Below are 13,362 nucleotides of genomic sequence, written 5' to 3' on the forward strand. Positions count from 1 at the left end.
TTTCGCCGCGGGCCGAATGGTCAGTTGGTCCTGATATCGACGTCCTTGGTTTCCGGCAGGAAGAAGAAGCCGACGACCGCGGTGATCGATGCGAAGATGATCGGATACCAGAGACCGGCGTAGATATCGCCGGTCGAAGCCACGATCGCGAACGCGGTGGCCGGCAACAGTCCGCCGAACCAGCCGTTGCCGATGTGGTAGGGCAGCGACATCGAGGTGTAGCGGATCTTGGTCGGGAACAGTTCGACCAGCATCGCCGCGATCGGTCCGTACACCATGGTGACGAAGATCACCAGGATGAACAGCAGCCCGATGATCGCCGCGACCTGCGGACGGAAGATATCGAACGGGTTCGACATCTTGACGATGCCGGCGTCGCCCGCCTTGGGATAGCCGGCAGCGGCCACCGCTGCGGCAACCGCCGGGTTGCCGGCCTTCGCGTCGGTGTACGGCACTTCCTTGCCATTCACGATCACCTTCACGCCGGAGCCCGCGGGACCATAGGAGGTCGAATACTTGACCGAAGACGATGCCAGGAACGCGCGGGCGGTGTCACAGGGTGCCGTGAACACGCGGGTGCCGACCGGGTTGAACAGATCGCCGCAACCCGCGGGATCGGCAAACACCTCGACTTTACCCGCTTCGATGGCCTTTTCCAGTGCCGGGTTCGCGTTGGACGTGATCATGCGGAAGATCGGGAAGAAGGTCAGCGCCGCGATCAGGCAACCGGCCAGGATGATCGGCTTGCGGCCGATCTTGTCGGACAGCGCGCCGAACACGATGAAGAAGCCGGTGCCGAACAGCAGCGACCAGGCGATCAGGAGGTTGGCGGTGTAGCCGTCGACCTTCAGGATCGATTGCAGGAAGAACAGCGCGTAGAACTGGCCGGTGTACCAGACCACGCCCTGACCCATGGTGCCGCCGAGCAGTGCGAGCAACACGATCTTGGCGTTGCTCCAGTTGGCGAAGGCCTCGGTCAGCGGGGCCTTCGAACTCTTGCCCTCGTCCTTCATCTTCTGGAACACGGGCGACTCATTGAGGCGCAGCCGGATCCAGACCGAGATCGCGAGCAGGACGACCGATACCAGGAACGGAATACGCCAGCCCCAGGCGGCGAAGTCGGCTTCGCCGACGGCGGTGCGGGTGAACAGGATCACCAGCAGCGACAGGAACAGGCCCAGCGTGGCGGTGGTCTGAATGAACGAGGTATAGTAGCCGCGCTTGCCCTGCGGCGAATGTTCGGCCACGTAGGTGGCGGCTCCGCCATACTCGCCGCCGAGCGCGAGGCCCTGCGCCAGACGCAACGCGATCAGGATGACCGGCGCGGCAAAGCCGATGGTCGCGGCGTTCGGCAACAGGCCGACGATGAAGGTCGACAGACCCATGATCAGGATGGTGACGAGGAACGTGTATTTGCGTCCGACGATGTCGCCGATGCGCCCGAAAACGATAGCGCCGAACGGGCGCACCAGAAAGCCGGCGGCGAAGGCAAGCAGCGCGAAGATATCGCGCGTCCCCGGCGGATAGGCCGAGAAGAATTGCGCGCCGATAATGCTGGCTAGCGATCCGTAAAGATAGAAATCATACCATTCGAAAACCGTGCCTAGCGATGAAGCGAGAATGACGAACCGTTCGTCCTTCGTCATTCCGCCTATTCTGGTCGATGTTGCAGCCAATGTGGACATTTTGATTCGCTCCCCGAGATCGTTGATGCAAAGTTCGCCCACCCGCCGAACTAAGCCGGATTAGTTATGGGTCTCGTGCTAAGGTAACATCGGCGTGAAACCTCACCCAATAAGACTTTTGGCCCTTCGCACTTCTATCTCTGAGACGGTGACATTCCGGACGCACCTTGGGAGTCGTTCGCGCGGGGCGCGCGCGGATCGTATTGCGACGCACAAATCGCGCGGATTAACTGCGTTGCGGCGTGGCATAATTGTGCGCTTGCATGCCAGCCCCCATCGGGGGACAATTGACAACACAAGAAAAAATTCGCCTGACAGGCCAATCGGTAGGATCACAGGTTTGTCGCAACCCTCTTGCAAGAAATAAATGACCTCCGTCGCCACCACGCATCTCGTCATTGCCGATGACCATCCGCTGTTTCGCGACGCCTTGCGACAGGCGGTCGCCAGCGTCGTCACTCAGGCGAAGATCGATGAAGCGGGGTCGTTCGAGGATCTGACCTCGCTGCTCGAGCAGGATTCCGATGTCGATTTGATCCTGCTTGATCTGACCATGCCGGGGATTTCGGGATTCTCCGGGCTGATCTATCTGCGCGCGCAGTATCCGGCGATCCCGGTGGTGATCGTGTCGGCCAGCGACGATGCCGGTACCATCCGCCGGTCGCTGGATTTCGGCGCCTCGGGGTTCATTCCCAAGCGATTCGGGGTCGATACGCTGCGCGACGCGATCGTGAAGGTGATGGATGGCGACGTCTGGATACCCCCGGATACCGATCTTTCCGCTGCGACCGATCCGGACATGACGCGCCTGCGCGACCGGCTGGTGACGCTGACCCCGCAGCAGGTAAGGGTGCTGATGATGCTGTCGGAGGGGTTGCTCAACAAGCAGATCGCCTACGAGCTTGGCGTGTCGGAGGCGACCATCAAGGCCCATGTATCGGCGATCCTGCAGAAGCTCGGGGTCGAGAGCCGGACGCAGGCGGTGATCGCCGCGGCGAAAATCGCCGGCGGCCAGTGGCGGCAGGGCACGCCGTCGGCGCAATAGCGAAGAACTCGCCGATGTTGCCAGGATCAGGGAAGGCGCTGCTGTTCGACATCGACGGCACCCTCGCCGACACCGATGCGCTTCATCTGGAAGCATTCAATCAGGTCCTTGGTCCCCGTGGTCAGGTTTTTGACCACGCCCGCTTCACCCGGGAGCTTCAGGGCTTTTCCAATGCCTCTATCGGCGCGCGATTTCTGGCGGGGGAACCGCCAGCGCGGAAAGCGGCTATCATTGGCGAAAAGGAAGCAGCCTTCCGCAAGCTCATTGCCGGGAAGATTCAGCCGGTGCCCGGTTTGATGCCGCTATTGGCTCTCGCGGATCGCGCAGGCATCCCCATGGTGGCTGTCACCAACGCGCCCCGGCTGAATGCCGAAATGCTGCTCTCCGGGCTGGGGATCATGCATCGCTTCACGGCTCTCGTCATCGGCGACGAGCTTGCGCACGGCAAGTCACATCCCATGCCATATCTGGAGGGATTGCGCGCGGTGAATGCGGCAGCGAATTTGTCACTCGCCTTCGAAGATTCTCGCTCCGGCGTCCAGTCCGCCTCCGCTGCGGGCATTGCGACCATCGGCATACGTACGAGCCTTGGCCATGCCGACATGGTCGCCGCAGGCGCTGCCATGACGGCCAAAACCTTCGACGACCCGGAACTGGTGAAACTGGTCGGAACGACAATGAATTGGTGACGGGCCATCGCGAACTGGCCTGTCGCGCTTTTCACGTGGGCAAGCCGCGCTGCCTCTACTCCGCAGCCACCATCTGCTGCGTGCGCCACTGACCCAATAGAGCCCTGAGCGAGGCCGGTTTCACCGGCTTGTTGAGCACCGCGATATTCTCGTCGCGGGCCGCCGCCCGCACATGCGGGCTGCGGTCGGCGGTGATCAGGATCGCCGGAATGTTCTCGCCGAAGCGGCGGCGAATGTCCCGGATCGCGGCGACGCCGTTGCCGCGATCGAGATGATAGTCGACCAGAAGCCCGGTAACCGGCCGGCCGGCGGCCTCGATCGCCTCGATGGCGGCATCCGGATCGGCCACCGCGATGACCTCGGCGTTCCAGGCCTTCAGCAGCGTTCGCATGCCGTCCAGGATCGCCGCGTCGTTCTCGATGCAAACGATCAGGGAGCCGCTCATCGGCGTCCGGGAGAGGGGTGTCGCGGTGGTGACGGCCGCGGTGTAGTTGATCGCCTTCGCGGTGGGCACCATCACCGAGAACACCGAGCCGCCGCGGCTGGTGGCCTCGAGCGCGATGCCGTGGTTGAGCACGCGTGCGAGGCGTTCGACGATCGACAGGCCGAGCCCAAGGCCGCGCGCGATCCGCGCGCCCTGCTCCAGCCGGTGAAACTCCTTGAAGATCTCGCCGCGCTTGAGGACGGGGATGCCGACGCCGGTGTCGTAGACGCCGATCTGCAGGCTCTGGCCGTGACGGCGGCAACCAATCAGCACGCGGCCGCGCGGCGTATATTTGATGGCGTTGGAAATCAGGTTTTGCAACAGCCGCCGCAGCATCAGTCGATCGGATTCCACCGGCAGCGAGCAGGGCACGAAGGTCAGCTTCAGTCTCTTGGCGCGCGCGATCGGCGCAAATTCGATTTCCAGCGAGCGCATCAGGTCGCTCATCTTGAAGCTCGTGATCGACGGCGTCATGGCCCCTGCGTCCAGCCGCGATATGTCCAGAAGCGCGCCGAGGATTTCCTCGATCGCCTCCAGTGAATCGTCGATGTTTTCGACCAGCCGGGAATCCTCGCCGCCGGCCTGGCGTTCGACCAGGCTCGTGACATAGAGCCGCGCGGCGTTCAGCGGCTGCAGGATGTCGTGGCTGGCGGCGGCGAGGAACCGTGTCTTGGAAATGTTGGCGTCCTCGGCGGTGCTCTTGGCCAGTGCCAGTTCGGAATTCAGCCGCGTGAGTTCCTCGGTACGGTCGCGCACCCGTTTTTCCAGGGTGGCGTTGGCGCGCTCCAGCGCTTCGGCCGCCTCGAAGGAAGGCGTGACGTCGGAGAAGGTGATGACCAGTCCGCCGCCGGGCATCCGGTTGGAGCGCACCTCGATCACCAGGTGACGGTCGGGCAGGCGTTCCAGATAGGGCTCGCCTTCGGTGGTATAGGCGGAAAGGCGCTTTTCCAGCAACGCGTCGTGGTCGGTATCGCCGAAGCCCGGCGGACTGATCGCTCCCATGAATTCGAGGATTTCCCGGAGCGGAATCCCGATCTGGACGAGGTGCAGGGGAAGGCCGAGAATCTCGGCGAACTGCCGGTTCGAGCAGATCAGCTGCAGATCCGCGTCGAACACGGCGATGCCCTGCCGCACGTGGTTCAGCGCGGTCTGCAATATCTCGCGGTTGAAGTGGAGCGCGGCGTGGGAATCGTCGAGCAGTTTCAGCGCGGCCTTCGCCGAAACGGTGCGCTTGCGCAGCAACAGCGACATCACCAGGCGCGAGGATGCCGCGCCGATCGAGGAGGCGATCAGATGTTCGGCGTGCTGCAGCAGCTCGAAATCGGCCGGCGCGGCGGGATCGAGTCGCGCATCGCGGGTGACCGCGAAAGCTTCGAACGAATGAAGGGCGCGATCGGGGCCGAGATATTGCGACACCGTGCTCTGGATGTCCTGCACCGTCACGGTGGTACGCCAGCGCCGGAATGTCGGCGTCATCGGCGCCCGCGCGCTCGGCACGAACAGGTCGGCCTGCACGCGCTCGATCGAGGACGGCTGGCGCGCCAGCGACAGCGCCACATAGGTCAGGACGTTGAGCGCGAGCGACCACAGGACGCCGTGCAGCAGCGGCGGCAGATCGGCGCCGAACAGGGCTTGCGGACGCAGCGCCTCGATGCCTAGCGGGCCGTGCTGCAGCATCAGGAGCCCGGCGGTATTGCCTTCGAGGAAGCTCGGCAGAAACAGCGTGTAGACCCAAGCGGCGCCGCCGACCAGCATGCCGCCGATGGCGCCGCGCGCGGTTGCGCGGCGCCAGAACAGGCCGCCGAAAAACGCCGGCGCGAGCTGCGCGATGGCGGCAAAGGACAGCAGCCCGATCGCCGCGAGCTGGGTGTTGCCGAGCGCGCGATAATAGAGATACGCCATCGCCATGATGCCGAAAATCGCAAAGCGGCGCACCTTGAGCAGGAAGTCGCCGAAATCCGTCTGGCGCGCGGCCGATTGCGGACCGCGCTTCAGCACCAGCGGCACGATGATGTCGTTGGAGACCATGATCGAGAGCGCCACGCATTCCACGATCACCATCGCGGTTGCCGCCGACAGGCCGCCGACGAAGACGCCGACGCTGAGCAGCGGAGCATTTCCCTCCATCGGCAGAGCCAGCACGAACATGTCGCTGTCTACCGCACCGAACGGGAACATGATGAGGCCGGCGAGCGCGATCGGAATCACGAACAGATTGATGGCGACCAAATAGAACGGAAACAGCCAGCGGGCGCGGCCGACCTCGGCATCGGTGGAATTCTCCACCACGCTGACGTGGAACTGGCGCGGCAGCAGCATGATCGCGCAGAACGACAGCAGCACCATGGTGAGGAAGTTGCCGATCGACGGCGCGTAGTCGATGGCGCGCACCGCCTCCGGCGTCTTCATCGCGCGTTCGATCAGTTCGTGAGGGCTGAACATCCAGAACGTGACGAAGGCGCCGGCCGCGATAAAGGCCACCAGCTTGATGATGGATTCCGTGGCGACCGCCAGCATCAGGCCGTGCTGGTGTTCGGTCGCGTCGCTCTGGCGGGTGCCGAACAGCACCGCGAAAGCCGCCATCGCCAGCGTGACCATCAGCGCGATGTCGCCGATGATCGGAATGCGGGAAAACGCCTGGTCCTCGCTCAGGATGGTTTCAAGCGAGGAGGCCACCGCCTTGAGCTGCAGCGCGATATAGGGAACCGAGCCGATGATCGCGATCAGCGCGACGGTTGCGGCAACCGCCTGGCTCTTGCCGTAGCGGGCGGCGATGAAATCGGCGATCGAGGTGATGTTCTGCGATTTCGCGAGCTGGATCACGCGGCGCAGCAGCGGCGTGCACAGCCCGATCATCAGGACCGGGCCGATATAGATCGCGAGAAAATCCACGCTGGTGCGGGTGGCGAACCCGACCGAGCCGAAGAACGTCCAGGAGGTGCAATAGATCGCCAGCGACAGCGGATAGATCAGCGCGCTGGCACGGCCGCGCTGCGTCGGCGACAGGCGGTCGCCATAGCTCGCCACCAGAAACAGGAACCCGATGTAGCCGAAGGCGGCTGCGATCACGCCCCAGTCGTGCAGCATCGCTGCTTGCTCCCTGTACGTTCCGCGCGCGATTTGCCCGCGCTGCCGCGGACGACCGACGTCGCCAGGGAAGTATAGCCGGAATAAATTGGCAAAGCACGACGCTTCGCCGGGCCAGGAAGCGGGATTTTGCTCCAGCAGCGAAGGTTAACGTTATTCGGCGGCCAGCGACTTTTCCTGCAGCGGCAGGCCGAGACGTTCCCAGACCTGCAGCAGCGCTTCCGCGAGCTGATCGATCAGCGCGTCGTCATGATAGGGCGAGGGCGTGATCCGCAGCCGCTCGGTGCCCTTGGCGACCGTCGGATAGTTGATCGGCTGGATGTAGATATTGTGCTCTTCCAGCAGGATGTCGCAGGCCCGCTTGCAGGCTTCGGGATTGCCGACGAACAGCGGCACGATATGGGTGTCGTTCGACATCACCGGCAGGCCGGCGGCATTGAGGATCGCCTTGAGCCGGGCGGCGCGGTCCTGATGGCGCTCGCGCTCCCAGCTCGAGGTCTTGAGATGCCGGATCGCCGCCGTTGCCGCGGAACAGATCGCCGGTGGCAGCGAGGTGGTGAAGATGAAGCCGGGGGCATAGGAGCGCACGGCGTCGATGATGTCGCTGCTTGCGGCGATATAGCCGCCGAGGCAGCCGAACGCCTTGGCCAGCGTGCCTTCCAGGACATCGATCCGGTGCATGACGCCGTCGCGTTCGGCGATGCCGCCGCCGCGCGGGCCGTACATGCCGACCGCATGAACCTCGTCGACATAGGTCATGGCGTTATAGCGTTCGGCGAGATCGCAGATCCTGGCCAGCGGCGCGACGTCGCCGTCCATCGAATAGAGGCTCTCGCAGACGATCAGCTTCGGCCGGTCGGGGCCGGCGGCGCGCAGCAATTCCTCCAGATGGGCGGTGTCATTGTGGCGGAACACCTGGCGCTCGCAGCCGGACTGACGAATGCCCTCGATCATCGAATTGTGGTTGAGCTCGTCCGACAGGATCAGGCAATTGGGGATCAACTTGGCCATGGTTGCGATGCCGGTCTGGTTCGAGACGTAGCCCGAGGTGAACAGCAGCGCCGCTTCCTTGCCGTGCAGATCGGCCAATTCGGCCTCGAGCTGCACCAGCGGGTGATGGGTGCCGGCGATGTTGCGGGTGCCGCCGGCGCCGGTACCGACCCGGGTGGCGGTTTCCACCATGGCGCCGACCACTTTCGGGTGCTGCCCCATCCCGAGATAGTCGTTGGAGCACCAGATCACGACATTGCGCGGGCCCTTCGGGGAGTGCCACACCGCGTGCGGGAAGCGACCGGCGATGCGCTCGAGGTCGGCGAAAACCCGGTAGCGCCGCTCGTCATGCAGGCGGTTGAGGGCGGCACTGAAGAACTGGCTATAATCCATCGCAAAACTGCCTGTCAGTGAAGCTGGGGCCGGGCGGCCGGCCCACGAGATAGCTGCCTTTTTAAAGCGTTTCCGGCTTTGCTGTCGAGCCGGAATCGGATCGTCGGAAACCTTATATGTGACGGGCCGGGTTGCATCGCACGCGGGCTGAATCTTGATCCTGATCAATACGCTGTGAGTCGGAACGGACCGGCATTGCAGATAGGATATCGCTCCGGATTAGCCGGCAGACAATGGCTACGCGGCGCCGAATCGTGCACATTCGAAACTGCAAATATCCTGAAAAAGGCTTCGGTCGGCAGAGCTGGGTCTACAGGCTCACGTGGTCCTGAAGTGTAGCACGCCGTCGGCTTCCTCTGCCGTCAGGCGGCCTTCGACCAGCATGTAATTGACATGGGCGATCAATTCGCCGGCGGCGAAGCCCATCTGATGCACGTCGAGCACGTGCTTGTGGAACACCACCGGCACCAGTTCCTTCGACGTCTGCGGCGTTTCCCGGCAGGCCTCGGCGATCAACCGGCAGCGGTCCTCATGGTGATCGGCCAGTTGCTTGATGCGCGTCTTGAGGCCGTAGAACGGTACGCCGTGGCCGGGCAGCACGATGACGTCATAAGGTAACGTCGTGGTCAGGCTTGCCAGCGACGCCAGATATTCGCCGAGCGAATTCTGGTCGGGCTCGACCGCCCAGACGCTGACATTGGGCGAGATCTTGCTCAGCACCTGGTCGGCGGACAGGAACAGCTTGTCGGCGGCGCAATACAGCATCACCTGGTCCAGCGCATGGCCGCCGCCCGTGATCACCTTGAAGCGCCGCGTGCCGATGGAAATTTCGTCGCCATGCGAAATGCGCCGGTAGGATGGCGGCAGGATCGACACCCGCTTCAAATAATCCTGGCCGCGGCCGAGCAGCTTGTCGGTCAGGTTCTCGTCCATGCCGTGGCGCCGGAAGAACAGCCGCTGCGCCATCTTCCGCTCTTCGGTGCCGCGGTTCTGATGATAGACCGACTGCAGATATTCCACCTGCGACATATAGAGCGGGCAGTTGAACCGCTCGACGATCCACCCGGCGAGGCCGACGTGATCGGGATGCGAGTGGGTCACGATCAGCCGCGTGACCTTGACATGGCTGAGAGGGCCCTCGAACAGCGCGGTCCACGCCGCGATCGTTTCCTCGTTGCCGAAGCCGGAATCCACCATCGCCCAGCCGTCGCCGTCGGCGAGCAGATAGATGTTTACATGGTTGAGGCGGAACGGCAGCTTGAGCCGGACCCACAAAACCCCCGGCATCACCTCGACGACCTGGTCCTCGCCGGGATGATTCTCCCAGGGGTACCGCAGCGCCTCGGCCGAGGACTGAACCGTGTCTGTTTTCGAATGCATGGCTTTCGCGTCGCAATGATTTGACATCGGCTTAGCCGCACAAACGCCGCAGCGCCAGCCGAAAAAACAGATGCGGCTTTGGGCAAAACACATGGGTGCTTGAATTAGGCCGTCATTCCCGGGTCATGCCAACGGGCTCGGCCCGATCACGGGCTCCGCGTGGAACTACGATGCGCAATTGCGCATCGGGGAATGACTGCGGCTACGCCGCCCGGATATTGGACAGGAAGGCGTCGATTTCCGCGCGCAGCACGTCGGCCTCGCGGCGTAGCGCGTCGGAGGCGCTCAGCACCTCACCGGCGGCCGATCCGGCTTGGGCGGAAGCGGTGGAGACGCCGACGATGTTGCTGGAAACCTCGGAAGTGCCGCCGGCGGCGTGCTGGATGTTGCGGGCGATCTCGCGGGTCGCCGCCCCCTGCTCCTCGACCGCCGCCGCGATCGCGGTGGTCACGTCGTTGATCTCGCTGATGGTATTGGTGATGCTGCGGATCGCGCCGACGGCCGACGAAGTCACCTGCTGCATATTGGCGATCTGCGAGCGGATTTCGTCGGTTGCCTTCGCGGTCTGGTTGGCGAGGCTCTTTACCTCGGAGGCGACCACCGCAAAGCCGCGGCCGGCGTCGCCGGCGCGTGCGGCTTCGATGGTGGCGTTGAGGGCGAGCAAATTGGTCTGCGAAGCAATGGTCTGAATCAGGTCGACCACGACGCTGATGCGCCCGGCGTTTTCGGCCAGGCCCTGCATGGTGGCGTCGGTCGCGCCGGCATCCTCGACGGCCTTGCGGGCGATCTCCGCCGAAGAGACCACCTGGCGGCTGATTTCCGCGATCGAGGACGACAATTCCTCGGTGCCCGCGGACACCGTCTGCACGTTGACCGAGGTTTCCTCGGCGGCGGAGGCTACCGCGCTCACCAGCGCGCTCGACTGATCGGCGGTCGCGGACATGCTTTGCGCCGTGGTCTGCATGGAATTGGCCGACCCCTGCAGGCTGTCCAGCGCGGCGCGGACGGTGGTTTCGAATTCGACGATCCTCGCTTCCATGCGGGAAGCGCGTTCGGCCTTGGCGACGCGGTCCTTGTCCTGATCGGCGGAGAGCGCGCGGGCCTCGATCATGCTTTGGCGGAACACCTCCAGCGAATTCGCCATCGCGGCGATTTCGTCGTGCTGGTGTGAGCGATAGACTTCCGATTCGAGGTCGCCGTCGGACAAAAGCTGCATCGAGCGCTGCAGCGCGCGAATCCGGCGCAGGATGCTGCGGCCGACATACAGCCAGACGAACAGCACGGATCCGATCAGGGTCAGCGCGCCGAGCGCCAGCATCACGATGGTCGCATAGGATATTTCGCGGCGCGCCTGCCAGGTCGAGGCGTTGGTCTCGCGCTGCACGCCGTCGACGAGCTGCTGCACGCTGATGCCGAGACCGACGTTCAGCTTGCGGGTTTCGTCGAGGATGATCTGGCCGTAGTCGTTGGCGTCGAGTTCCTTCTGGCGAAGCTTGAAGACGCCAGCCTTGCCTTCGCCCAGCACGAGCAGTTTCAGGGCCGCGTCACTCAGCCCCTTGGTGCCGGTGTTCTTGGGCAACAGCTCGAGGTTCGACTTGACGCGGGCCTGGGCTTGCTTGAACTCCTTCTCGATCGCGTCCAGCGTGTCGCTGGAGTTGGCCGAAAGGGCTGCGATCATCTGGGAGGCCGCCAGATTGCCGCTGGCAAAGACATTGCCGAGCTGGTCGACGGTCCGTGCGGCCTCGGCGGCGTCGTCGGGAGAAAGGTTGGCCGACTGCAGGATGGCGTTGATCTGCGATTGCGCGTCCATCATCGCCGGGCTCGCGGCGGCAACGAAAGCTCCCTGCGTGCTGCGCAGCGCATCATATTGTTTTTCGTGCTGGGCGGCGATGCCGAGCCGTTCTTTCGCAGCCGCGCCGAGGCTCGTGATGTTGTCGTCGATATTCTTCACGGTCTCGGTCAGCGCCGCGACCACGGCTTTGTCGGCGCCGAGTTCGATGATTTCGCCGAGTTTCTGCAGCGTGACCTTCTGCGCCTCTTTCATCTTTTTGGAACGTTCGTTCAGCACCTCCTCGCTTTCGGAGGTGAGCAGCGCCGGCCCCTGGCTGGCAAGGCTCGCGCTCTGGGCGGAAAGCTGCAGGCTGGCGGCAAGGCGTGGGATATCCCGTCCGCTCAGATCGACCATGCGGCCGCCGAGATGGCCGAGTACCATGGCGGCGCCGGCGCTGATCACGAGGGCCATGCCCGCGATGACGGCGAAGGCGGCGAACAGGCTGCCCCTGACACCCCAACGCGGCCGCAAAAAGCCAAACAACCTGCCAAGCCTGCCGATCGAAAATCGTCGCGCCATGTCGTTCCCGCCCGCTGAATCCGTTTGGATGGACCTTGGCGGCAGTATCGTGTTACCGGGTTAATAAAATTGGGAATATTTGGGCGCATTGCACGATTTTCGCGCAACAAGACTACAATTCTTGCCTGGACCGGGATGGCTTTCCTCGAATCGTCATCCCGCTCTATTTTTCTGTTTGTGATGACGCGTCTTCTTGACGCGCAGCGGCCACCACGTCGGTTGAACAGGCTCTCGCAAAAACAAAAAGGCCGGCGCGAGGCCGGCCTTTCCGAAATTGCGATCCGCCTGGGATCAGTACTTCGCGACTACCGGGCCACCCCAGTTGAAGCGGTAGTTCAGGCCCGCCTTGACGGTGTGGTCGTCGGTGGTGAAGCTGCCGAACGGAACCAGCCCGACCGGTGTGGTGAAGTTGGCGTTGCCGAAGTTGTAATACTGATATTCGATCTTCGCCGACCAGCTCGGAGCGAACATGTATTCGAGGCCGGCGCCGACGGTGTAGCCGTTGCGATGGTCGCCGTTGATCGCAAACGCGACCGGTACGCCACCAAAGGTTACCGATTCGTTGTTGTCGGAATAGGCATAGCCGCCCTTCACGTACAGCAGGCCCGGACCCCAGGTGTAGCCGACGCGGCCGGTCACCGAGCCCAGCCCACGCTGGTTGTTGTTGTAGGCGAAGCCGCCGGGGAACACGGCGCCGACATTGCCGCTGAGCCAGCTGTACTGGCCTTCAACGCCGAGCACCCAGTTCGGAGCGAACTGGTAGTCCGCGCCGATCTGCAGACCGCCGAGGAAGCGGCCGTTGGAATTGTTGCCGGTGGCGAGACCGTTGAAATTGTTGTCGCTCGAGAACGCACCGCCGACGTGGCCGCCGATGTAGAAACCGGTCCAGTTGTAGATCGGCGCGACGTAGGCCGGAGCCTTGTTGTAGTAGGGCCGAGCGCCGAGATCGGCGGCAAGTGCTGGCACGGTCGCGCCGAGGGCGACGAGGGCCACAGTACCAAGTAGAAGCTTCTTCATTGTTATTGTCTCCAACAGATTCTTTTTCGAGAGGCGCCGTGCGTCGGCTCCATCCATGGCGCGCACTTAGACAAGTTTTGAATAAAAAGCTGTCACTTGGCAGCCACACTGAGTGACAACCCAACCTGTTGGCGGAGCTAGTATTTTCCGTGCTTAATGGAGCCTTAATCAAACCTGAAAGAAGCCTTAATTTTTGGCCTCCAGGCTCACGCAGCCGTGATCGACATCCGTCGAATCAGCGA

8 protein-coding genes are annotated in these 13,362 nt (G+C 63.3%); 2 read left to right on the top strand and 6 right to left on the bottom strand.

The window, feature by feature from the left end; genetic code table 11:
• Positions 1-20: 20 nt before the first annotated feature.
• The gene (locus B5525_RS14130) at positions 21-1,646 is read right to left on the bottom strand and encodes an MFS transporter (protein WP_425305267.1); all 1,626 of its coding nucleotides are present in this window, start codon (positions 1,644-1,646) and stop codon (positions 21-23) included.
• Positions 1,647-2,052: 406 nt separating this feature from the next.
• Between B5525_RS14130 and B5525_RS14135 the strand changes: the two genes are divergently transcribed.
• Both B5525_RS14135 and B5525_RS14140 read left to right on the top strand, forming a co-directional pair.
• Complete coding sequence (locus tag B5525_RS14135; RefSeq protein WP_079566553.1) at positions 2,053-2,730, top strand: response regulator; 678 nt, start codon at positions 2,053-2,055, stop codon at positions 2,728-2,730.
• A gap of 14 nt (positions 2,731-2,744) precedes the next feature.
• Positions 2,745-3,419, top strand: coding sequence for an HAD family hydrolase (locus B5525_RS14140; RefSeq protein WP_079573353.1), 675 nt, complete (start codon positions 2,745-2,747; stop codon positions 3,417-3,419).
• Between the two features lie 55 nt (positions 3,420-3,474).
• On the opposite strand, the gene B5525_RS14145 is transcribed toward B5525_RS14140, so the two are convergent.
• The 5 genes from B5525_RS14145 to B5525_RS14165 all read right to left on the bottom strand — a co-directional run bounded on the left by B5525_RS14145 (position 3,475) and on the right by B5525_RS14165 (position 13,120).
• Complete coding sequence (locus tag B5525_RS14145) at positions 3,475-6,990, bottom strand: PAS domain-containing hybrid sensor histidine kinase/response regulator (protein WP_079566554.1); 3,516 nt, start codon at positions 6,988-6,990, stop codon at positions 3,475-3,477.
• Positions 6,991-7,143: 153 nt separating this feature from the next.
• Complete coding sequence (hemA, locus tag B5525_RS14150; protein ID WP_079566555.1) at positions 7,144-8,373, bottom strand: 5-aminolevulinate synthase; 1,230 nt, start codon at positions 8,371-8,373, stop codon at positions 7,144-7,146.
• 318 nt (positions 8,374-8,691) lie between these two features.
• The gene (locus B5525_RS14155) at positions 8,692-9,753 is read right to left on the bottom strand and encodes an MBL fold metallo-hydrolase (RefSeq protein WP_079573355.1); all 1,062 of its coding nucleotides are present in this window, start codon (positions 9,751-9,753) and stop codon (positions 8,692-8,694) included.
• Positions 9,754-9,955: 202 nt separating this feature from the next.
• Complete coding sequence (locus B5525_RS14160) at positions 9,956-12,103, bottom strand: methyl-accepting chemotaxis protein (RefSeq protein WP_079566556.1); 2,148 nt, start codon at positions 12,101-12,103, stop codon at positions 9,956-9,958.
• A gap of 291 nt (positions 12,104-12,394) precedes the next feature.
• Complete coding sequence (locus B5525_RS14165) at positions 12,395-13,120, bottom strand: outer membrane protein (RefSeq protein ID WP_079566557.1); 726 nt, start codon at positions 13,118-13,120, stop codon at positions 12,395-12,397.
• Positions 13,121-13,362 lie beyond the last annotated feature (242 nt).

The organism is Bradyrhizobium erythrophlei, assembly GCF_900129505.1.
In the GTDB taxonomy this organism is placed as follows: Bacteria; Pseudomonadota; Alphaproteobacteria; order Rhizobiales; family Xanthobacteraceae; genus Bradyrhizobium; species Bradyrhizobium erythrophlei_D.

Bases quoted from the DNA above. Each gene is read 5' to 3' on its own strand.
- B5525_RS14160 (WP_079566556.1), bottom strand. From the start codon at position 12,103: ATGGCGCGACGATTTTCGATCGGCAGGCTTGGCAGGTTGTTTGGCTTT.
- B5525_RS14155 (WP_079573355.1), bottom strand. From the start codon at position 9,753: ATGCATTCGAAAACAGACACGGTTCAGTCCTCGGCCGAGGCGCTGCGG.
- B5525_RS14165 (WP_079566557.1), bottom strand. From the start codon at position 13,120: ATGAAGAAGCTTCTACTTGGTACTGTGGCCCTCGTCGCCCTCGGCGCG.
- B5525_RS14145 (WP_079566554.1), bottom strand. From the start codon at position 6,990: ATGCTGCACGACTGGGGCGTGATCGCAGCCGCCTTCGGCTACATCGGG.
- hemA (WP_079566555.1), bottom strand. From the start codon at position 8,373: ATGGATTATAGCCAGTTCTTCAGTGCCGCCCTCAACCGCCTGCATGAC.
- B5525_RS14130 (WP_425305267.1), bottom strand. From the start codon at position 1,646: ATGACGAAGGACGAACGGTTCGTCATTCTCGCTTCATCGCTAGGCACG.
- B5525_RS14140 (WP_079573353.1), top strand. From the start codon at position 2,745: ATGTTGCCAGGATCAGGGAAGGCGCTGCTGTTCGACATCGACGGCACC.
- B5525_RS14135 (WP_079566553.1), top strand. From the start codon at position 2,053: ATGACCTCCGTCGCCACCACGCATCTCGTCATTGCCGATGACCATCCG.